The sequence below is a fragment of the Bacillus sp. ISL-77 genome, from assembly GCF_018613105.1.
In genome coordinates this window covers 1-21,849 of record NZ_JAGGQY010000051.1, presented here as the reverse complement: position 1 = coordinate 21,849, position 21,849 = coordinate 1, and the positions used below count along the sequence as shown (strand labels likewise).

Sequence of the window (21,849 nt, the reverse complement as noted above, 5' to 3'; positions counted from 1 at the left end):
ATTAACTGAAGAAGAAATAAAAAGAAAACTTACCTCCATTTATAAAAAAGGAGTTGAAAATAATACAGATCTCTAAATGTTGGTGAAAAATGGTATAGAAAACACCCAGAGCAATATAGGGAATTAAAAAAATCAACTGGCTTTTATTTAGATAATGAGTCCTTAAAGAATCTAAAGGTTAAGGTTCAAATATTTCATTTTAATAGCTATAAGTATGAACCGAGAATCAATGAAGGCTTTTAACTCCACTCTTAAAAACAAACAGCAATTGAAAGCTCGCCAACTGTCGAGTTTTTTATTCTAGTGACTAATAAAGATGCAGATCAATTAACTAATCAGTCAAGTGGGAATTTATAAAAAAATTTGTCTAAAAATTCAAAGTAATGGATTGACAACAACACTAATTAAGATTTATAGTGTATTCAACAATTAGTATCATTAATACCAAGTAAACCAGTAGGTGAAATAAGAGTTAGTGTTAAAGTTTTATGGGACCTCTCCTCAGCAGCAAAAAATTTAATGAAAATTGTACTTTTGAAAATATGTGGAGGGGATCCTTTTGGGATTGAAACTTAGCATTTTGGATCAAAGCGTCATTGCTGAAAATGAAACCGCCTTTGATGCCTTTAACCATTCCATTGAATTATCACAACGGGCAGAAGAGTTGGGGTATCAACGCTTTTGTGTATCTGAGCATCATAATGCTGAGAAATTAGCAGGATCAGTTCCAGAAGTATTAATAGCCCATCTTCTCGTAAAAACGAAACAAATTCGCATTGGCTCTGGAGGTGTGATGCTCCAGCATTACAGTCCATATAAAGTGGCCGAAACCTTTAATGTATTACCTTTATTATCACCTGGGATCGAGTCTATTTTCTACAAGCAAATATAACGTAAGATAAGTTAACAAAAATGGAGACTCACAAAGATAATTGTATTAAATTATCTATATATAAATATTAGGGAGGGCTTCATATGGGCACGAATGACAAAGTTCTTTTCGCTGGAGATGTATATAAGATAATATACGATTATAAAAATGGTCTGTACGAAATTAAAAAAGAAGACGAACGCGGGAAAGTGGTATTGGTTTCTGAAAATGACATAAATAAGTTGTTTTAATTTTTATAAGAGGTGCAATCGATTCTAGAGTCTATTTTCTTTTAAGGAAATAGGCTTTTTTTTTAGTAAAGGAAACATAACATAAATTACATAACTATTTTTGAGGAGTGACGTAGATGGCCATTCAAGTTGACAAAAAGTTTTTGGAAAAAGGTCATGTGGGAGTAATGATTGAATGGCTTGCTTCGTTTGGAAAAACGGAGAATGAGGGTGTGACAAGACTTTTGTATTCTCCATCCTGGCTCGATGCGCAGCTGGCGTTAAAAAGTAAAATGGACCAATCGAAACTAGATACGTATTTTGACAGTGTCGGAAATTTATTTGGAAGATTACCAGGTTCAGAATCCAATGGGAAAACCATCTTGACCGGCTCTCACATCGATACGGTAGTCGATGGTGGGAAATACGATGGTGCCTATGGAATCATTGCCAGTTTCATCGCTGTATTAAGGCTATTTCAAACCTATGGTTACCCAAAGAAAACGATAGAAGTCGTCTCTTTATGCGAAGAAGAAGGAAGTCGTTTTCCGCTCGCCTTTTGGGGTTCGAGAAGTGTTAGTGGTGCCTACAACCTTGACCGAGTGAAAGAGGTGAAGGACCCAGAGGGAATTCCATTTTTAGAAGCGATGACACAAGCGGGGTTTGATCCGGAAAAGTATACTCCTCCAGTTCGGGATGATGTGGAACGGTTTGTGGAGATTCATATTGAACAAGGAATGATTCTCGAGAAAAATCAGAATCAAATCGGGATTGTGACCCATATTGTTGGACAACGCCGTTATTCGGTTCAAATCAAGGGAGAAAGTAACCACGCGGGGACGACTCCAATGCAATATCGGAAGGATGCAGTTAGCACGGCCGCCCATTTTATTTCATTTTTAACAGAAAAAGCGCAAGTTGTTGACCCGCAATTAGTCGCAACGGTTGGAAGATTAAACGTCAAACCGAATGTACCGAATGTTGTCGCCGGTGAGGTAGAGTTCAGCCTGGATATTCGACATCATCAGGAAGCTGTGATTGACCATTATTGTGACGTGATTTTCGCGGAGTTTAAACGATTCGCAGAAAACTTAAATATGGAAGTGACCATCTCCCAGTGGATGGATGTAAAGCCGGTTAAGATGGATGGGGAGATGTGTATGTGGGCCAGTGAAATTGCAGAGGCGAAAAACTACCGTTACCAAGAAATGATCTCGGGTGCTGGACATGATGCCCAAGTATTTGGTCCGGTCTGCGCCACTTCCTTACTATTTGTACCTAGCCATAATGGAATCAGCCATTCACCAAAAGAATTTACGAGTTTGGAAGAGTTAGAAACAGGGATTGAACTATTAACTGAACTTTTATATAAACTAGCCTATTAAAGGGAACTAAAGGTAGAGACTGCATAAAAAATTTTAAAAAAATGTACTAGATTTAGTACTTAGTATCCATCCTCCAGAATATCTTTTTACGTAGATATGGCTTGATCATATTAAAGGAGAGATATGATGGATAACTTTGATGTCATTATGATTGGCAGCGGCCATAATGCTTTAATTACGGCTGCCTATTTAACGCGGGCGGGTCGCAGCGTTCTAGTATTAGAAAAAAATGATCGCCCTGGCGGATTTCTGCGCACCGAAGAGCTGACGCTGCCAGGTTTTAAACATGATGTGTTTGCTGCTGCACATCCTCTCTTTACAACCGGACCAGCCTACGCTGAACTAAGAGGGGATCTAGAAGCACGCGGGCTCCGATACATAAATACGGACCTGCCGACCGGTGTTTCGATGGAAGACGGACGAACGGCTGTCCTGCCTAGTTCATTTGAAGCGCTCATCGCTGAGGCGGAACGGCTGGCTCCCGGTGACGGCGCAGCTCTGGCCGGTATGTTTGAACAGCTAAATCCATATGTTAACGATGTATTTGGATTATTCAATATGGATCTCTCCAGTCCTGAAGCTGCACCGATCCTGAAGCGCTTGCTTCACAAAGGGGGCGGGGCGGGCTATTCGCCTTTCGCTGCCTCATTAGTTTCAACCGCCCGTAATACCGTCAGTTCTTTAAAGTCACCAGTGACACGGGCAATGCTGGCATCCTGGGTCACACACCTTGGCCGCACGCCGGATGAAGTCGGAAGCGGGATTTGGGTACCGCTGACGGTGATGGCACTGATGGGCGGCGGGATGCCGATACCTGAAGGCGGCAGTGAGAAACTGGTTCAAGCATTATCTCAACTGATAAAGGATCAGGGCGGCGAGATTCTTACGCATACTCATGTTGAGCGGATCTTAGTGGAGAACGGTCGAGCGATTGGCGTCCGAACCGCAAAGGGGAAAAAATATCGTGCCAAGCAGGCAGTCGTGGCCTCAACCACACCTGATCAGCTCTACCTCTCGCTCTTGGCCGATACGGAGATTTCACCACCGCTTCGAGCACAAGCGAAACAGTACCGATACGGCCGAGGCTGCGTCCAAATTCATCTAGCGCTAAGTGAGCCGCCAAACTGGCCAGATAAACGGTTTAACCGTGTCGGGCAGCCGCATCTAACAGATGGACTGGACGGATTCACTCTAGCGATTGCACAGGGGGCGGCCAATTTGCTTCCGTCCAACCCTACCTTTACGGTCGATTGTTCTACCAACCTCGATCCAACGAGAGCACCGGAAGGAAAAGCAATCATGAGAATTCAAGTGCTGGAAGTGCCCATCCGTCCACGTAGGGATGCGGCTAACCTTATCGATGTCGGAGATGGTACATGGACGCATGATTTAACCGAGCGGTTCACAGAACGCGTGCTAAATGTGGTGAGCAAGCATATCCCAAACATCCCAAGTGCGGTGATCGGAAAATATGTCGTCACACCGGATACGATTGCCAGGTTTAACCCGAACGCAGGACCGGGGGATCCCTACGGTGGGGCACACGATTTGGCGCAAAGCTATCTTTTTAGACCATTACCAGGGCAGCCGGGTCATCAGACAGCTATTCCAAATGTCTATATGCTTGGTGCTGCAACCTGGCCTGGACATGGCGTGAATGGAGGATCAGGTTATATTGTTGCGCAGCAGCTTCTCTCACAATAAAATATCTGAAAAGAGTAAGACCCTATTTCCCAGTGGAAGTAGGTTTTTTTTACTACAAATAGGAGAATCAGAATTGAATTCTTCATCGTGATAGTTGTGAAAGACAAATTTATAGTTTTTGCTGCGAGATTTGTCCTTCATACCGCTTAGACGGCCAATCATAAAAAAAGGAATGATAATAAAGAGCAGGTATCTGTTCCTTAAACAGCATATTCAGTTCCTTTTAACCATTCACAATCCAATTGAATACATATAATTGATTGTAATTTATGTGGTCAATTGGAGGGGGAACAGTGAAATTCGAGTACGAATACACATTCGGGCTGCCAAGGAACATTGTTTGGAAATATATCAAGGATGATAAGGTGCTACGGAACTCACTCCCTGGTTGTAAGTCTTTTTCAGAAGTGACCAGAGGTGTATACCAAGCTGAAGTGGAGATAAAAATGGGCCCCATTCAAGATCACTTTGTCCTTGAGATTCGACTCCATGAGAAGAAGCCATCCTCCATCCTTCAATTACAAGTAATTGGAACTGGTAATATCGGAGAAATTTCCGGTAAAGCTGAACTTTATTTTAATGATCAACAAGGGACGACCCAACTAAACTGTAAAGCTGAAGCACAGGTAACAGGTGCCCTCGCTTTGGCAGGTCAGCGTGTATTAGAGGGTGGAGCTAATAAGGGTTTGGAGACGTTTTTTCAAAAAGTAGAAAAGGAAATAAAAAGGAGTCTTTATTATTTGAAAAAAAAGGGCAGGTAAAATGGATTCCATTAGTCGAATCGATCTCTACTCCTGTAACATCATGGTGGGAAATGAAAATTGGCAATAAATAAACCAAGGAGCAGTGGTCTAAGGCCGCTGCTCCTTGTTTTATTTACGCGTTTATCCTTTGCTCATAGGATTCCTTCAGGCGTTTTATATCCTCTTTAGGTGGTAAACCAAAAAGTCGGGAATATTCACGGCTGAATTGCGATGGACTCTCATAACCTACCCGGAAGGCAACATCATCTGCACCTGCTGCCTCAGTTAATAATAAATGCCGTGCTTCCTGCAGTCTCAGTTGTTTTTGGAACTGTATAGGGCTCATCGCGGTAACCTCTTTAAAAATTCTATGAAGCGAAGAAACACCCATATTCGCTATTTCCGCAAGCTCCTCCACCCGAATAGCTCGATCATAATTATTCATGATATGTTCGATGGCGTCACTGATTTGATAGGTAGAACTTCCTTCTACTGCAATTTGCCCCAGTGCAGCACCATGCCGTCCTTGTAGAACCCTATAGATGATTTCCTTTTTGATAAGAGGAGCAAGTATCGGGATATCTTCAGGATAGTCAAGTAAGCGAACAAATCTGGCTACCGCGTCCAATAGAGATAACTCTATCAGGTTAACATACATACCTCTTTTAGTATTTTCTTTTTTACTCACACCCATTTGAAACTCTCCTAAAACTTCTAAAATTTCATTAGGCGTAAGTTCAAGCTTAAGAGCCAGATATGGAGACTCTGGAGAAGCTTCCGTTACTTGCCCAATAATTGGCAAGTTAACGGAAGTAACAAGGTAATCGGATTTTCATTCATCATCAGCCCCATAATCCACAGTGATGTTCAGATCCATGTCCACATCCTGCTGCACCTTGTCCGTAAACAAGCTGAACAAGCACAAGGCATTCCTGATGCAGATCCTGAAATGGTGAAATGGATTAGTACAAGGAAACTCGATATTTAATTATAGAAAACAAGGCTGTCCCACTTTTATATTGGGGCAGCTTTTTTAATAGTGAATCATTGGACTTAAGCTAACGGGGGCGTTTACTTGAAAATCAGGGCTACCAATCGGGTGGCTCTTTTTGTAAATAACCAAAGGAGCAGGTTAGCTGAAAAGATTTGATATAATGTAGAGAATACTTAATAAGGAAAAAGGTGGTCTTGGTATGGATAAAAGTGTGCAAGCAGATATTTTAGGTGCCCTATACGGAGAAATTAAACGATAAGACAATAATAGCAGTAGGTGATTAAAGTTTCTTGAATAATCCAATGTGGATTTATGAAGATCCATAACTGGAATTTTTGTAAATGCTGGCAGACTTATAAAAGCAATACAACTGTTTATATGTCAGATTTAATAAAGATGATGGGGAGTAGCTAGGTAAGATAATGAAGGTATATAAGCTAAAGAATAATTTTAATGGAATAAAAAAGGGAACACAATTCTATTTGATTGCTGAATCTGAATTTATAGGTGTCAAAGATTTTGTTTTACGAACTAGTGACTTAGCAATCAGGATATCAATTAATGAAAGGGAGATGCATAAAAATTTTATTTTATTGAAACATAGCTGAACGGTTTGACCAGTTAAATCAATTAAAGTAAACACGGGTGAAAGAGTGAAGGAAAAATAAAAAACCACTCAGAGTGGTTTTTTAATCTTGCATTGCTCCTGCCTCTCGAGAAGTCATTGCACCTTGTCCTTGGCTTACATCTTTTTGAATTTCTTGTTTTACTTTTTGTGCATCAGTTCCGGCAAATTCTGGTCTCATAATAGAACCCACATTCTCTTTAGCTTGTTCCTGTTGCATAGAATTCCTCCGCATTTTATTATTTAACAATCTTATTATTTACAAAAAAATACTCGGTTTATCCTGAGGATTTGATCGAATTTCACTTAAAGGTAAGGGCTCTTTCACTAAAGGGTGCTAGAGTTAAAGACCTGCTTAATATACAACGCAGGTCTTTATTACGAAGGATAAAGGGAATAAGAGATTCCTTATTGTTCTTCTATATTATATTTCTTCATCAGTTTCTTGGCTTGTTCGATTCCTTTTTCTGTTAGATACACTGATTTTGATTGCTTGCTGCCACGAATTAAATCATTCTCGGTTAATTTATTTAGTGACTCAAAAGGATAACCTTTCCAACTTCTCTGAGCCTCACCCAATCCATAATCTTCTGTAAAAGATGTTAAATGTAATAATAATAACGTTAATTCATCAATCTGATCTTTCATTTTATGCATTCCTTTACTTTTTACCTACATTATAGCTAAAACAATTTTCTATTTTCAAAAGTAGAAAATAATGCGTAAAACATATTTGTTGTTGAAAAATGGAACCTATGCCTTTTTAGTTCCGATAGCTTATTAAAGTAACGGGATAGTTGAAGAAGAAGGTGGCAAAAAAAAGACCCTTATTGACTGATTTTATTCAATAAAGGGTTTTTATATTTTCTTATTTTCTCAAACAATAATTGAAAGCTATATAAAAGCAAGGCTCTAAATTGAAGGAACAAAAAATGCTGGAATGGATTTATTCTGACTAACGTAGCTATTCGTGTTCGTTTTAAAAATTTTAATCCCCAAACATCAAATAATATATGAACTATGATATTTGTAATTAGATACAAAGGAAATCTACTGTATGTCAATTTAAGAATCCAGAGTGCTGAAAGAAAGAAAGGACCAAATACAAATGCAGTGTCACCACTTATTTTAGGATTTACTTTTGTATAAAACAACCACCACCTACGTTTTTTACCTATCGTGTATAATATTTTTGAGATGACACTAATAAAAATAGTAGCGGGTAAAAATCTAATTATTGTTCTCCGACCTAATATAGGGAATGAAAGCCAGGGTAGAACAAACAGTAATATTAATAGCATCTTTGGTTTCTTCATTATGCACCTCAAATTTTCTCATTAAGCAAATCAATGAGCGATTAGGTTTTATCCTTTATATTTGATCCGTGAATATTAAATACATACAAACTACAAAAGTCCACCCCTGAGGGTTCAAGGAAGAGTGCAATTAAAGAGCTGGTGCTTGTTAAGCTGACGGGTGCTTATGTTGAAAATCCAGCTGCCATCGAAGCAGCTTTTTTCTTCAGCTAACGGTCAGTAAGCAGAGGACAACAAAAAAAACGCTTCAATGCGGTTTATAGATTCAATATTTAAGTTATACCGTCTTAGCGTGCCAATTTAATCAATATCATTGTTGGTAGGCTCTACATATTGTTCATTTGTAGGAACTCCAAATTGTTTGTTAATTTCTTTAGCTAATTCATCTAAAAAGTCATCAGATAAAAAGGGACTATTTTCTTTGAACATATAATTCCTCATTTCTGTGTGGAATTTTAAAATATTCTACGAGGTTGAAATAATATCTATATTACTAACATTACCACTGTCCTAAAGTTTTAATCTTTTTACATAAATTTCATTTACTTTTGCTATTTACAGGAGTAATATAATCACAGTTTCAAATTCTTAAGTCGCTGAAACCATATGGTACGGGGGAACCATTTTTGTGGGTTGTTATTTAATCCATGGGGTGAATCCTTTCAAGGTAGGGCTACTCAAAGGTCCGAATCCGCCAGCTAACCTCGTAAGCGTTAAATGAGAAGGAAGGTGGAGCTTGTGACACAAGAAAAATGACGTGTCTACAGGTCTATTTACTATGACTTGTAGGCATTTTTTTTATTTATGTAAAAATATTGCTCTTTTTGTGGAAATTACTGTTTAAAGGGTAATATAAAACTTATTAACACTATTGGGTGGTGAGTAATTATGATTTCAGCCTTAAAAAGGTTTTTAATTGGACGACCTTTGAAATCCAATGAATTAGGAGAACAGAAACTTAACAAAACGAAAGCATTAGCTATCCTTTCATCTGATGCTCTATCATCGGTGGCATATGGTCCTGAACAAATACTGATAGTTTTGTTACAGTTGGTGCAGCTGCATTTTGGTATTCAATTCCTATCGCAGTTGGTGTATTAATACTTTTAACAGCTCTTATCTTGTCTTATAGGCAAATCATCTTCGCGTATCCTCACGGTGGGGGAGCATATGTGGTTTCAAAAAATAACTTAGGTGTAAATCCTGGCTTAATAGCTGGAGGCTCTCTATTGGTAGACTACATACTAACTGTTGCTGTAAGTGTGTCTGCTGGTACTGACGCTATAACATCTGCCTTTCCGACCTTACATAAATTTAATGTCGAAATTGCCATAGTATTCGTCATTTTAATTACAATTTTAAATTTAAGAGGAGTAACGGAGTCCGCATCAATTTTAGCCTACCCCGTGTACTTGTTCGTATTAGCGTTGTTCATATTAATTGGTGTGGGAATTTATAATATTCTAACAGGAGGAGTTTCGCCTGAATTACATCCCCCAATTGGTACACCTGTTACCGGAATCAGTTTGTTTATTCTTTTAAGGGCGTTTGCCTCGGGAAGTTCCGCCTTAACTGGGGTTGAAGCTATATCCAATGCAATTCCTAACTTCAAAGATCCCGCACCTAATAATGCTTCCAAAACGTTAATGATGATGGGCGCATTACTTGCCATATTATTTTCAGGAATTATTTATTTAGCCTACTATTATGGGATTACGCCAAGCGCAGAGGTAACCGTTGTATCACAGATTGCTGAGGAGACATTCGGACGGAATTTCATGTACTTTTTTATTCAAGGTACTACAGCATTAATTTTAATCCTTGCTGCAAATACTGGTTATTCTGCTTTCCCATTGCTGGCAGTTAATCTTGCAAAAGATAAGTTTATTCCAAGGATGTTTCTTGTTAGAGGAGACCGATTGGGATACTCAAATGGCATTATCATACTTGCAATCACTTCAATCATTTTAATTATTGCTTTTCAGGCAGAAACAGAGCATCTAATTCCTCTTTATGCTGTTGGTGTGTTTATTCCATTTACCTTGTCCCAAACCGGAATGATCGTTAAATGGATTCGCGAGAAGCCTCAGGGGTGGCTTCCAAAACTAATAATTAATACAATAGGGGCCATTATTAGCTTTATTGTCACAATGATGTTCTTTTTAACTAAATTCACTCAAGTATGGTCGGTATTAGTTTTTTTACCAATTATTCTTTTTGTTTTCTACCGAATTAGAAAGCATTATGAAGCAGTCGGTGCCCAGCTTAGCCTCACAACTTGTGAACCATTGATGCCAATTGAAGGAAATGTACTAATAGTTCCTGTTGCTGGCATGACTAATGTGGTAGCGAATTCGATCAACTATGCAAAATCACTTTCTCAAGATCAAATTATTGCAGTATATGTCTCCTTTGAAAGAGATGACGAGAAAAACTTTGAAGAAAAATGGAAGAAGTGGCAACCAGATGTAAGACTGGTGACGCTGCATTCGCATTACAGAAGTATCATTAATCCCCTTACCAAATTTGTTGATACTATTGAACATAAAGCTAGTGAATCGAATTACCGAGTCACAGTAATCATCCCACAATTTATTACAAAGAAAGGTTGGCACAATAGAGTCTTTTGACGTTGTAACCTCTGATTCCCACGACATTGGAACTGGCAAATTATCCTTGTGCATAATTTTTGAAAGGGCTTGTAGGTTTTCATCTGCGGTTTTTTCTAATTCCTCAAAAAACTTTCTTACTTCTTTCGATTCTGTGACTTGACTGAATCCGATTGAAAGAGCTTTTGCCATAATGCCCTTTTTAATGTTAAGAGAAACACTGATTATTTCTGAAGCAGATAAAAGTCTCCCTTTTCCGAAGAATCCATCAGTAAAATCTTTGGTAGAAATAAATTCAGGGCTCTCGTTAGGATAGAAATAGGGGTCCCTTTGGAATATTCCTTTTTCAAGCAATAACTCAATGGTTAAATCGTACATATTTTTTGCATCATTATCACATGATTTATAAAATTCCCGTATGTCCTTTCTAACAGAAACACTTAAAGCAGTTGTATGCCCCAACAAACCATGTATAGTCATAATATGTAAATAATTTAAGCAGAATGTGTCAGAAAACAATCTCTCTGCACTTTTTTTAAGGTCGGACTCAGTAAATCCAATTGGAACGGGAAATCCATCTTTCTCAATGAAGGAAACAAGCTGCTTCTTTTGCTTTTCCAAGGTCTCAATGGCAATTAAAAAAACTTTTTTTATTGATTCGTCTTCAATAATAGAAAACATATACCTATTTACTATATCAGTCATTGTTCCGTTTACATACTCTCCCCATAGTGTTCCTATTTCGGAAGAAGTAAGTTTTAAATTATCATTTTCCATTTTCTCACCTCTTCTGTATTATTTTCTAATTCAGAAAGAAGTATGAATTTCTTTGGACTTAAACTTTTTAGATGATAACAGTTGAGCCGTTTTCGGGATGCTGTACGTCTATACAGTGCTCCGAGATAGTTTTTGGATCCTCTTACAGAATGAGCTGCTTCTGTTAACGCCGATCTTAAATACTTATTTCCTTTTTTAGTTTTGGCTGATTTTCTTTTTCCAGCGCTTTCATTATGCCCAGGAACTAATCCTGCCCAAGAACACATATGAGCTGTAGTGGGGAATTGTTTCTTCACATCAGTCCCAATTTCGGATAGAATTTGCTCAGCCATTCTGGTCGCTATACCAGGAATCGAATCCAATCGTGATACATCTTCTTGATGAGAGCTGACTCTGCCCGCAACTTCCTTATCAAGCATCTCGATTTGCTCAGTAAGAAAATCAATATGACCTAAAATGGTTTTTAACATGAGGCGCTGATGAGAATCGATATACCCTTTAAGCGCCTATCACCGTGGCAATATAGCTACTATGTTGCGACAAATGGAGCACACCTCCGTTATGCAAGATTTTGGGCTTTACCTATATTTAAAATAGAACAGAGTTACTCAAGTACCAATCCCTTTTCAATGGAACTGTTCTTCAACTAAATGGGGCAAGAGTTAAAGAAGGGGACTGCTGCGGCAATCCCTTTTTTGTTGTGCTAACGGGCAGGTTTATTGAGTAACAAGGGCTTGAATTTCGTGTTAGAACTTTATTATTAGATATTTAATATAGTGGGGATAATACCACTTAAATTAAAGAAATTTTGCATGTTGGCAAAAAAGGGGGCAATACAAGATGAGTGAAGAAATCAATTTACATAGAAGTGCGATAAACATGTTGATGGCGACAAGCCGGACTTTCTTTATTCCTATTAGTCATCTACCGTCAGGATTACAAGAAGCTGTTACATCCGCTTACTTATGCATGAGAGCTATTGATGAGATTGAAGACCACCCCCAACTCCGATTGGAATCCAAACATAATCTATTACATTCAATCAGCTCGCTCTTGAAAAAGCCCTTCAATAATAAGAAGTTAATGGCTTTATTTCACCCATACCACTCCCTCCTACCTGAGGTTACCTTACGATTTGGCGATTGGATAAATCATTGTCCACCGACAATTGTAGAGAACATTTCGAATGCCACATCTACTATGGCGAAGGGGATGGCGGACTGGGCTTTAAAAGAGTGGCGGATTCAGAATGAAGAAGGTTTGAATGAATACACATTCTACGTTGCAGGTTTGGTAGGAGTTATGCTCTCAGATATTTGGAAGTGGTATGATGCTGTGGAAACGGACAAGGAATTAGCTATAGCCTTTGGTCGTGGCTTACAGTCTGTCAATATTCTTCGCAATCGTGCTGAAGATTTAGAACGAGGTGTGGATTTCTTTCCCGATGGATGGGAGTTAGAAGATATGTTTAGGTACGCCCGACGTAACCTAGCATTGGCTGACGTTTATTTAGAGGATATTAAACCCGGTCCGATCCTTAATTTTTGTAAACTCCCGATAGCACTTGCTCATGGTACACTTGATGCTTTAACAGAGGGGAAGGAAAAAATGAATAGAGCTGCCGTAACTGAAATAGTTAGTCGAGTAATAAATAGAAAATAAGATTCTACAATTTAAATTTTTATCTGTGTCCTTTTTATTTTGACTAAGGGATGGATGAACCGCCTCAGATGGAAGAACGGGAGCAACTAATGGAAAAATAAAAGTCCTCAGACACTTGTGAAATAAATTTTTCACGAGTGTTTTTAGTCTATTTAAGTAACCGAAGCTTCCTTCAAAGAACAATTGAAATCAATTGTGATGGAACATGACACCAACAATATCATTTGGAGAGGTTAAATTAATATCTGTAATTTACAAAAATAATAAGTACTTTATTGAACGGAAAACAAAGAAAACTGGGATATACAACGTCGATGACCAAAATGGTCAAATAAAAATATTTGATGCTTTGATATGGTAGTTTTGATTAGTTAAGAATGTGAAGGAATGTACTTAAAGTAACGGGTGCTTTAGCGAAAGATCAGAGCTGCAAATTGTGGCAGCTTTTCTTATTGTGCTACCATGAAAATAGACTAACGGTTGCATTAGAGGAAGATCAACTTAAAGGAACATTACATTAGAAAACCATCAGATTTTATTGAATCTGATGGTTTTTTGAAAGATGGTTTTAAAAAATGTGCTAATAAATAACCCACTAATTAAAAATAACATTGGCAACCAAACCGGTCCGAAGAGTATTCCCATTATCCTCAATGTTGGGGAATAGATTAGACCAACTGTTATAAAATAAGCAGAAAACACAAACGGCAAAAACGAAGATTCTTTTCCACCGCCAGCGTCTTTATAAGCATCCCACATGGCAAACATATATAGACAAGGATAAAACATCAGCCATTGATAATTCGTTCTATCAACGGCTGATTGGATATGACCATGAAAGCTTAACATGATTACTTCGTTAAAATTTGATTGAATGTTAATTAAAAATTCTAAAGAAATGATAAGTAATCCTTTAAGAAACTTTCCGTTTAAGATTTGAGAAAATCCTGGTAATGCAATACTCCAAAGGATGCTTTCAAGTTGTTTTGTTTTCTTCATTTTATTTCCCTCTAAGTATTAGCTAATTTATCATGGTCCACTACTTTTGGTGGTTGTTCCATCCAACCATAATCGATCATTATGTTTGCAGCGTCTTCTGTATATTTTAGAACTTCCCCTAAGATTCGGAGGTAATTTGTAGATAAATCACGTCTAGAACTTGTTGACAAGCTTGTTCCGTAATATCCAATGGCGCCCGCGGCTAGTGCATTTACATGAAACATCATTAGTTTATCGGAAAAAGGGGAAACCGTTGAGTTTAATACTTGGTTATCCCAAGACACAGAAGCAGGAAGATCATTTTCATTTAAAACGGAACTATAAATTTCAATATGCTTTGAAGCGATTTCTTTTCCTCTTGCCATAAAACGACCCACTTCTTTTGACCTTGCCACTTGACTGAAGCCGATGAATGTTGTCATAGCTAACACATTTCTTTGAAGATTAGCATAAAGATTCGTTATTTCTAACGTAGTGAGTGATCTACGTTCTCCAAACCAACCAGCTAAGAAGTTTTGTTTTCGAATAAAATCAACCTTTTCAGGAGTCGTAACATATGGTGCTCGTATATAGAGACCTTTAGATAGTAAAACATTTCCTGTTTTTTTGAGAAGATTCTTCGAATCATCGATACATTCTGAAAAATATTGGAATACATCAGAACGTGTTGCTAAAGACAACGAGATGCCATAAGCTTCTAACCCTATTGAACTCCATTGTTGAAGATAATAAAGAAAGTAAGGATCCGAAAATAATCGAGGAGCTGTAATATCGACATCTTCTTCTTTAAATCCGTATGGAATGGGAAATTTCTCACTGTTAAAGATTAATATAAGTTTTTTTACGTGTGAGTGTGCTAACTCTAGTGCAAATTCTACTACAGGACGAATCTCAGGATCCTCTGCTTTTTCCAAAAAGTATGTAAGTACACAAATTGACAGGCTATCATTCATGTAGGCAGTCCATAGTTGTGAAATTTCAGCAGACGTTAGTTTGATGTTATTTTCACTTTGCATAAGAGGTTTCCTCCATTAATTTGAAATGCAATCCTCATGTTATGTTTCCTAATACTGTAATAAATATTTATCCGTATTATGAATCCAAATATGATGAGAGAAAAAAGTCTTGGAGTTGACTAAGTTAAAGTACACAAAAAAAAAGAAGCTGAAGAATTCTTTTTTAGATTCTTTTTTAATTCTTACAAGATTTTTATACTGATCGGATAAAGATAGGGCTTTTCAGGTTCATTGATTTTCTTCAAGCCTGTAATTTTAATAAGTGGAAGTTCAGTCCCGTTAAATGTTGTTATATCTAATACACCTTCTGCTTCGACCCATGTATCCTTTACAAGGGAAGAAGGTTCTGAGAACTCAGAAAGAAATCCGATTATGCTAGCATCAGCGACACAGTGTGTAATCAAAAACCTTGAAATAACTATGTGGTTGTGGGACAAACCATCTTCTTTATATATGAATCCCTTTAATTTTATTTTTCTACCTTTAAATTTATTGATATCCTTACTTATCTCTTCATAATAAGCAGCAAATACATAATCGTTCATCACGATATTGGATTTTTGTTCTAACTTTTTAATCAGTTGCGCATATTCTTCCTCTGAAATATCTTTTTGATTTTCCAATAGATTTGGGTCCACTGGAGCATCAGATTCTGGGGATTCTTCCTGTCTATTTATGTTAGTATCTTCCCTTTGTTGAGTAGGCTTGCTGTCTAATTGATTTTTATCATCTTGAGGGGCTTGTGTCTGGTTAGACAGAATCAGCATAGCTCCTTTTTTATTGGCAATGGAGGCATCGAGCACTTTGGCGGGAATCAGAAACCCAGTTAACAATGGAAAAACAATAACAAAATAGGAAAATATTTTTTTTGTATTAAATCTAGAATCTCCATGATCATGGTTACAATTATGTTCATCGTGATGGCAATGATGATGACTATTATCCCTAGCTGACCATATTCTTGTATACTGGATAAAAAACAAAATCAAAAATATAATAGAAGCTATTTGGCTAAGACCTTCATATTTTGGATTAATAAACTTTGTCATTTCTCCGGTAAAATGCATCTTAAAAAGCAAACATGAAAAAGATAGTAAAATAAACGCTCTTATAGCCTGCTGAAAATGGAATTGCACGCCTTGTCCTCCTTAAAATAAACTTTGGACCAGCATTAAAGTGATAAAGACAATCGAAACAATCAATGCCAACACAACCATAACAAACCTAAATGGAAATACGCTTATCATCATAATTGTATTTTTTAAATCCATCATTGGACCGAATATTAGGAAGCCAAGGATGGATGTAAGTGGAAAGATACTGCTGAAGGAAGCGCCGATAAAGGCATCGGCTTCAGAACAGAGGGATAAAAAGTAAGCCAATCCCATCATTACAAGTAATGAAGATGTAGGACCACTTCCAGTTTCCAACAAGGCTCTTGCCGGCATATAGGTTTGTACAGTGGCAGCAATTAAAGCTCCCATGATAAGATATTTCCCCATATCAAAAAACTCATCAATTGAATGTATAAGCATTGACCAAAACCGGTTAGAAAAAGGTTGTTTTTTAGAATGAATAGCGGAGGCATCTTTACCGATTGACGCATTTAGTTGATTCCCTTTAAAAACCCAGCTGACTGCAAAAGCTACCATAAGAGAAACTAGAAAACCTAATCCCATTCGCAATCCAGCAATTTTGATATCGTTTCCAAATGCCATGTATGTAGAAGTAATAACGACTGGGTTGATTAGAGGACCTGTCAACATAAAGCCTATCGCGGCGTGGATAGGAACTCCTTTCGAAACGAGCCGCCGAACGATTGGAACGATTCCACATTCACAAGCAGGAAAAAGTGCCCCAACTATACAACTCATTATTACAGCCAAAAATTTGTTTTTAGGAATCCATCTTTGAATTAGATCTTCAGTAACAAAGATTTGGATAAAACCCGCGATAAGAACCCCAATTAAAACAAACGGAAGGGCTTCTATTAAAATACTTAGAAAAATGGTGTTCAGATTTAATAAAGATGGTGGAAAAGCCAAAGGAAGTTTAAAACCGGAGCTGAAAGAAAGAAGTAAAAGAGCCAGTCCAATCATTGAAAAACCTGTAATATCTACGATATTACTTCGAAGAATGCGATTCATGTTTACCCCCCAATTAAATTTATTCTTTTAATTCTTCATTATAAAATTTAAATCGAAATTATTACGTTTTAAATTCTAAAATAAATATATGCATTTGTAAATGAATTTAGGAATCATTTCGATTTAATTTTCTTTTAATTCTTATTTTTTTCAGTAACAGGTGTGCTATCCGGAAATTAGTATATATCCAAAGTTAGTCATTTTTTATATGGAAAGATATTTTGAACAAAGTAATCCATTCAAGTTAAAGAAGATAGCTTTTTCCGCTTGACATAAGAAACAAAATTGATATAAAATGCAAATCGTAATCATTTCGATTCGAAGATGTGAAATATAAGGAGGAAAATGTTGTATGCGCGTAAAAATAACCCTGCAATGTACAGAAACAGCTGATAGAAATTACATCACCACTAAAAACAAAAGAAATAATCCTGAAAGGCTAGAACTAAGGAAATATTCTCCCCGATTGAAACGCTACACAATACATAGAGAAACTAAGTAGGAACAATGGATTGAATCCAATGAACATTAGCAATGTTCGACGTATCTATGTTTAAGTGCATTCTATAAATCGTAATCATTTTGATTTAAAAAAGTAATAGGAAGGAAGGATACTATGAAAGACACAAGAATTCCGGTAACCGTTTTAAGTGGCTATCTAGGAGCAGGAAAGACGACATTATTAAATCATATTCTCCAAAACCGCGAAGGATTAAGAGTTGCTGTTATTGTCAATGACATGAGCGAAATTAATGTGGATGCCGAGTTGGTAAAACAAGGAGGGGGGCTAAATAGGACAGAAGAAAAGCTAGTTGAATTATCAAATGGGTGCATTTGTTGTACATTAAGAGAAGATCTTTTAAAAGAAGTGGAACGGCTGGTGAAGTTAGGAAATATTGATTATATAGTGATTGAATCAACAGGTATTAGTGAACCGGTGCCAGTTGCTCAAACATTCTCCTACGTTGATGAGGAACTGGGGATTGACCTTACAGAGTATTGTAGACTAGATACCATGGTTACGGTTGTTGATGCAAACAGGTTTTGGCATGATTTTGCCTCAGGTGATCTGCTTTTGGAAAGAAGACAGGCATTAGGTGAAGATGACGATCGATCCGTTGCGGACTTATTGATAGACCAAATTGAGTTTTGTGATGTTTTAGTCCTTAATAAATGTGATTTACTAAAAGAGGAACAATTAAATCAATTGGAGGTATTTTTAAGAAAGCTTAATCCCGAAGCGAAATTACACCGTTCCGTTAAGGGGAAAATTCCAACTTCAGAGATTTTAAATACAGAATTATTTAATTTTGAAAAAGCAAGCGAATCTGCTGGTTGGTTAAAAGAACTGGAGGCACCTGAGCATTTACCAGAAACAGAAGAATATGGGATCAGTTCCTTCGTTTATAGAAGTAACGTTCCATTTCATTCTGAAAGATTTAATCGATGGGTAGAAGAAATGCCCGTAGAAATAGTAAGGGCAAAGGGAATAGCATGGTGCGCAACCAGGAATGACCTAGCTTTATTGTTCTCACAGGCAGGTACATCTGTACAATTAGAGCCTGTTACTTATTGGGTTGCATCTTTGCCTCCAGAACAACAAACCCAGTATCTAGAGGAAGACCCTGCATTAAAAAATCACTGGGATGAAAAGTTTGGAGATCGTAAAAATGAACTGGTTCTAATCGGAATCGACATGGATAAAAATCTTGTGAAAGCCTCTTTAGATCGTTGTTTATTGAGCGAAGAGGAGATGACACAAAATTGGAATGAAATGAATGATCCTTTTGTATGGACAATTACTACAGCAGTATAAAATTTCGGTTGTCTCTTCCTGCATATGACCCGGCGAAAAACATTTGAGGCGATTGATTCGTATTGTTATCCAATTCGAATCACAGTGGGATTTTTTCACTAGTTAATGCGATATATGTATTACATTCTGGAAATCATGTGTAATTCTTATTGGCTAGGATGTAAGTTAGTTAAAGAAGACCATGTATCGCCAATACATTAACGGTTGTAAAATAAGAAACCCTGATAAAACTAGTTAAATTATTTAACGAGTATTATCAGGGATTTATTTTTTCTAAAAATAAAGGGATTACTCAATCAGCACTCCTGCATCAAACCCATAAGGCTGCTTAGGAGCTTCTATTTTTGAAATTTGTTTTATTTTTATGATTGGGATAGAACCTCCCTCATATTGGATTTGCTCAATCGTACCTGTTAGTTGTACCCATTTATCCTTTGGCAAGGTTGCTACATTCCCTTTTGCCATCATTCCATAAACTGAGGCATCTGCAGCACAACAGGTAATGCCAAATCGAGCCACTATAATTTGATTTGCATAAAATTCTTTTCCCTATAAACAAATCCTTTTGTGGTAACGGTTTTACCAATCATACTTGATAGATTTTCTTGAATGATATTCATTACAAAGCAATAATTTCCGAATTGCATTCTCGGAAACAAATGATTGAATAATCGCTGAAACAAATACGCCTAATAAAATAAAAGGAATGGCTTCTATAATAATACTTAGGAAAATGGTATTTACATTAAAAAAGGAACTTGGAATTCTAGTAAAAACGGGAAGGTTTTTAATCTCCTCTGCAAAGAGAAAGAGAAACAAGAATAAACAAAATATTAGTAGAATTAAACTATCTTTTAGAAATTTATTATATAGGTCACAACAAAATCTACCTCCTCGAATCTATCATTCCTATCATATGGATATGCTGTCCTAGTGAATTAATTCATTAAAAATGGGTTGACGAAATTAAAATCTCATTATAAAATACAATTCGTAATAGTTACGATTTACGAAGATGTGACAAACTTTGATTATATGAAATAAGTATTTTATTTAAATCGTAATAATTCCTAATTAATAACATGCTGGAGGTAAACATGAAAAAGCTAATTGGTACATTTATTATTTTTCTTCTGTTCTTAAGCGGTTGCTCCAACGCAGTTTCCACGAAAAATGAAAAGACTAGTGAAGGATCCAATAAACTGCAAATTGTTACTACATTTTATCCGATGTACTATTTTGCCCAAAAAGTGGCTGGCAACTCAGCAAACGTTGAACTATTAGTTCCGAACGGTGCAGAACCGCATGATTGGGAGCCCACTGCAAAGGATATGGCTAAAATTCAAGATGCAGATATGTTTATATACAATAGCCGATACTTTGAAAGTTGGACTGAAAAAGTATTAAAGAGTATTAATGATTCAAATTTAAATGTTGTAGAAGCTTCAAATGGGATTGAATTGATGGATGCACTAGAATCAGAGGAAGAGGAGCATAATTCTGAGCATGCGTCTGCCAAAGACCCGCATGTTTGGTTATCTCCGGTTTTAGCTCAGCAAGAGGTTGAAAATATTGCTAAGGCTTTAGAACATGCAGATCCAAAAAATAAAGACCAGTTTGAAAAAAATGCTGCAGATTTAAATTCTCAGCTTACCGATTTAGATCGCTTATATAAAGAGACCATTGATAAAGCAAAGAAAAAGGAATTTGTTACCCAACATGCTGCATTTGGTTATTTGGCAAAACAATATGGTTTAACTCAAATTCCAATAGCAGGTTTATCACCTGATGTGGAACCTACATTAGGTAAATTGGCTGCATTAACGGAATTAACAAAGAAGGATAATGTAAAAATTATTTATTTTGAGGAGTTAACCTCTTCAAAAGTCGCTCAGACGTTAGCCGATGAAATAGGTGCTAAAACTGAAGTTTTAAATCCATTAGAAGGATTAACAAAAGAAGAGCAAGAAAAAGGTTTAGACTATATAGATGTTATGAAAAAAAATCTTGAGGCATTAAAACTATCTATTTTAGAGTAATACTCATATGAGGCTAGGATTATTTATCCTTGCTTTTTTTTATCCTAAAAACGTCATTGGTATGGGAATGGGAATGTTAATAAAAAAATAACTTACTTTAATAAACATAGTCTTATACTCTATGGCTAATTTACTGTATTTATATTCAAACAATTATTAAAAAACTAAAAAAAGCATAGAAAAATAGACCCAGTAATACCATTTCTTAAAAAAGGGCTGGTCTCGTGCGATCTGTTTAAGATGAGTCAGTACCCTTCATCTTAAGATAGTATAAGGTGAAGCCTGAGTAACAACCAGAATAGGATTAATCTACCATGTGTGCTTCCCGTAAGGGAGCGACAGTCAGTGGTGCACCGTGGTCGTTGGAGTCAGACTAACGGATGGGCTCTAACGCACCATAGTTCATCGACCTTCCTCTCCAGCCGTAGAATCAGTATTGACGGTTTAACAATATTTTCATTCTCTGTGGTGAAGAGCTGGTTTTTAGCGATTCATGGATGGCTAACGGGGCAGGATAGTTGAAGAAGGAAACCGTATTTATCCATAGAATATGATATAAGTAAATGCCAGGGAGAAGGATGATGGACCTTGAAAAGGAGATCCTCAATCGAAAAAGCTGAATGGTCGAATGAAAGAGAAAGGTAATATAAACAAGACTGTTTGGATATGGTTTTTAGCTTTGGTGATACGTTAAGTATCAGGAATGATACAGTGATTATAATTAAAAATGGAAATGAAATAGAGATTGAAAAACCTATTGACCGAAAACATTTTGGTACGAAACTTGGTTGAAATTAAGAACTTTATATGAAATAGAATGAATATCTAATTTTTTATTAACGGGTGCTAGAGCTCAAGAAGGAACGCTGCGGCGGTCTTATATTCTTATTTGACTAACGGAGCAGTTTAGTTGTGT

19 protein-coding genes, 6 pseudogenes and 1 riboswitch are annotated in these 21,849 nt (G+C 36.9%); of the genes and pseudogenes, 13 read left to right on the top strand and 12 right to left on the bottom strand.

Annotation, left to right across the window (positions count from 1 at the left end; all coding sequences use genetic code 11):
- Positions 1-559: 559 nt before the first annotated feature.
- The 5 genes and pseudogenes from J7E77_RS20640 to J7E77_RS20620 form a co-directional block, all read left to right on the top strand.
- Positions 560-862, top strand: a pseudogene (locus J7E77_RS20640) (LLM class flavin-dependent oxidoreductase); the annotation flags it as partial.
- 113 nt (positions 863-975) lie between these two features.
- On the top strand, positions 976-1,122 hold the full coding sequence (locus J7E77_RS20635) for a hypothetical protein (RefSeq protein ID WP_214716748.1): 147 nt from the start codon (positions 976-978) through the stop codon (positions 1,120-1,122).
- A gap of 116 nt (positions 1,123-1,238) precedes the next feature.
- Entirely contained in the window at positions 1,239-2,486 is a 1,248-nt protein-coding gene (gene allC, locus J7E77_RS20630; protein ID WP_214716747.1) for an allantoate deiminase, read from the top strand.
- A 123-nt stretch (positions 2,487-2,609) separates the two neighbouring features.
- Positions 2,610-4,190, top strand: a complete 1,581-nt coding sequence (locus tag J7E77_RS20625; RefSeq protein WP_308160722.1) for a phytoene desaturase family protein — start codon at positions 2,610-2,612, stop codon at positions 4,188-4,190.
- A 293-nt stretch (positions 4,191-4,483) separates the two neighbouring features.
- Positions 4,484-4,951, top strand: coding sequence for an SRPBCC family protein (locus J7E77_RS20620; protein WP_214716745.1), 468 nt, complete (start codon positions 4,484-4,486; stop codon positions 4,949-4,951).
- Between the two features lie 115 nt (positions 4,952-5,066).
- Here J7E77_RS20620 and J7E77_RS20615 read toward each other — a convergent pair.
- A pseudogene (locus J7E77_RS20615) lies at positions 5,067-5,762 on the bottom strand (AraC family transcriptional regulator); the annotation flags it as partial.
- On the opposite strand from J7E77_RS20615, the gene J7E77_RS20610 reads away from it, so the two are divergent.
- Positions 5,718-5,921 (top strand): hypothetical protein, encoded by a 204-nt coding sequence (locus tag J7E77_RS20610; RefSeq protein ID WP_214716743.1) that lies wholly within the window; start codon positions 5,718-5,720, stop codon positions 5,919-5,921. The pseudogene J7E77_RS20615 and the gene J7E77_RS20610 overlap by 45 nt on opposite strands.
- A gap of 695 nt (positions 5,922-6,616) precedes the next feature.
- Here J7E77_RS20610 and J7E77_RS20605 read toward each other — a convergent pair.
- The 3 genes from J7E77_RS20605 to J7E77_RS20595 form a co-directional block, all read right to left on the bottom strand.
- Entirely contained in the window at positions 6,617-6,772 is a 156-nt protein-coding gene (locus J7E77_RS20605; protein ID WP_214716742.1) for a hypothetical protein, read from the bottom strand.
- A gap of 188 nt (positions 6,773-6,960) precedes the next feature.
- Complete coding sequence (locus tag J7E77_RS20600; RefSeq protein ID WP_214716741.1) at positions 6,961-7,200, bottom strand: DUF6429 family protein; 240 nt, start codon at positions 7,198-7,200, stop codon at positions 6,961-6,963.
- Positions 7,201-8,168: 968 nt separating this feature from the next.
- On the bottom strand, positions 8,169-8,297 hold the full coding sequence (locus J7E77_RS20595; protein WP_214716740.1) for a hypothetical protein: 129 nt from the start codon (positions 8,295-8,297) through the stop codon (positions 8,169-8,171).
- A gap of 155 nt (positions 8,298-8,452) precedes the next feature.
- Positions 8,453-8,597, top strand: a riboswitch (cyclic di-AMP (ydaO/yuaA leader).
- A gap of 159 nt (positions 8,598-8,756) precedes the next feature.
- On the opposite strand from J7E77_RS20595, the pseudogene J7E77_RS20590 reads away from it, so the two are divergent.
- Positions 8,757-10,498 (top strand): annotated as a pseudogene (locus J7E77_RS20590) (APC family permease).
- On the opposite strand, the pseudogene J7E77_RS20585 reads toward J7E77_RS20590, so the two are convergent.
- Positions 10,487-11,254 (bottom strand): annotated as a pseudogene (locus J7E77_RS20585) (DUF3231 family protein); the annotation flags it as partial. The pseudogenes J7E77_RS20590 and J7E77_RS20585 overlap by 12 nt on opposite strands.
- Positions 11,236-11,724 carry a transposase gene (locus J7E77_RS20580; RefSeq protein WP_251028138.1) on the bottom strand — a complete coding sequence of 163 codons (489 nt, stop codon included), beginning with the start codon at positions 11,722-11,724 and terminating at the stop codon, positions 11,236-11,238. The gene J7E77_RS20580 and the pseudogene J7E77_RS20585, both read right to left, overlap by 19 nt.
- A 34-nt stretch (positions 11,725-11,758) precedes the next feature.
- Here J7E77_RS20580 and J7E77_RS20575 point away from each other — a divergent pair.
- Together J7E77_RS20575 and J7E77_RS20570 are read left to right on the top strand one after the other, a co-directional pair.
- Positions 11,759-11,851: pseudogene (locus J7E77_RS20575) on the top strand (DinB family protein); the annotation flags it as partial.
- A gap of 243 nt (positions 11,852-12,094) precedes the next feature.
- Complete coding sequence (locus J7E77_RS20570; protein WP_214716739.1) at positions 12,095-12,916, top strand: squalene/phytoene synthase family protein; 822 nt, start codon at positions 12,095-12,097, stop codon at positions 12,914-12,916.
- 528 nt (positions 12,917-13,444) lie between these two features.
- Here J7E77_RS20570 and J7E77_RS20565 read toward each other — a convergent pair.
- The 4 genes from J7E77_RS20565 to J7E77_RS20550 form a co-directional block, all read right to left on the bottom strand.
- A complete protein-coding gene (locus J7E77_RS20565) occupies positions 13,445-13,915 on the bottom strand; it encodes a hypothetical protein (RefSeq protein ID WP_214716738.1) in 471 nt (156 codons plus the stop codon).
- Positions 13,916-13,926: 11 nt separating this feature from the next.
- Positions 13,927-14,931: a DUF3231 family protein gene (locus J7E77_RS20560; RefSeq protein ID WP_214716737.1), complete on the bottom strand. Its 1,005-nt coding sequence runs from the start codon at positions 14,929-14,931 to the stop codon at positions 13,927-13,929.
- A gap of 182 nt (positions 14,932-15,113) precedes the next feature.
- Positions 15,114-16,067, bottom strand: coding sequence for a TIGR03943 family putative permease subunit (locus tag J7E77_RS20555; protein WP_214716736.1), 954 nt, complete (start codon positions 16,065-16,067; stop codon positions 15,114-15,116).
- A 12-nt stretch (positions 16,068-16,079) separates the two neighbouring features.
- Entirely contained in the window at positions 16,080-17,078 is a 999-nt protein-coding gene (locus J7E77_RS20550) for a permease (RefSeq protein ID WP_214716735.1), read from the bottom strand.
- A 352-nt stretch (positions 17,079-17,430) separates the two neighbouring features.
- On the opposite strand from J7E77_RS20550, the gene rpmG reads away from it, so the two are divergent.
- Together rpmG and J7E77_RS20540 are read left to right on the top strand one after the other, a co-directional pair.
- Positions 17,431-17,580: a 50S ribosomal protein L33 gene (rpmG, locus tag J7E77_RS20545; RefSeq protein WP_214716734.1), complete on the top strand. Its 150-nt coding sequence runs from the start codon at positions 17,431-17,433 to the stop codon at positions 17,578-17,580.
- Positions 17,581-17,694: 114 nt separating this feature from the next.
- On the top strand, positions 17,695-18,894 hold the full coding sequence (locus J7E77_RS20540; protein ID WP_214716733.1) for a GTP-binding protein: 1,200 nt from the start codon (positions 17,695-17,697) through the stop codon (positions 18,892-18,894).
- A gap of 288 nt (positions 18,895-19,182) precedes the next feature.
- Here J7E77_RS20540 and J7E77_RS30815 read toward each other — a convergent pair.
- Both J7E77_RS30815 and J7E77_RS20530 read right to left on the bottom strand, forming a co-directional pair.
- A pseudogene (locus J7E77_RS30815) lies at positions 19,183-19,484 on the bottom strand (TIGR03943 family putative permease subunit).
- Entirely contained in the window at positions 19,474-19,713 is a 240-nt protein-coding gene (locus J7E77_RS20530) for a permease (protein ID WP_251028137.1), read from the bottom strand. Before J7E77_RS20530 ends, J7E77_RS30815 begins: the two are co-directional and overlap by 11 nt.
- 278 nt (positions 19,714-19,991) lie before the next feature.
- Here J7E77_RS20530 and J7E77_RS20525 point away from each other — a divergent pair, with 278 nt between their 5' ends.
- Positions 19,992-20,933 (top strand): metal ABC transporter substrate-binding protein, encoded by a 942-nt coding sequence (locus tag J7E77_RS20525; RefSeq protein ID WP_214716732.1) that lies wholly within the window; start codon positions 19,992-19,994, stop codon positions 20,931-20,933.
- A 345-nt stretch (positions 20,934-21,278) separates the two neighbouring features.
- The gene (locus J7E77_RS20520; RefSeq protein ID WP_214716731.1) at positions 21,279-21,455 is read left to right on the top strand and encodes a hypothetical protein; all 177 of its coding nucleotides are present in this window, start codon (positions 21,279-21,281) and stop codon (positions 21,453-21,455) included.
- The last annotated feature ends 394 nt before the right edge of the window (positions 21,456-21,849 follow it).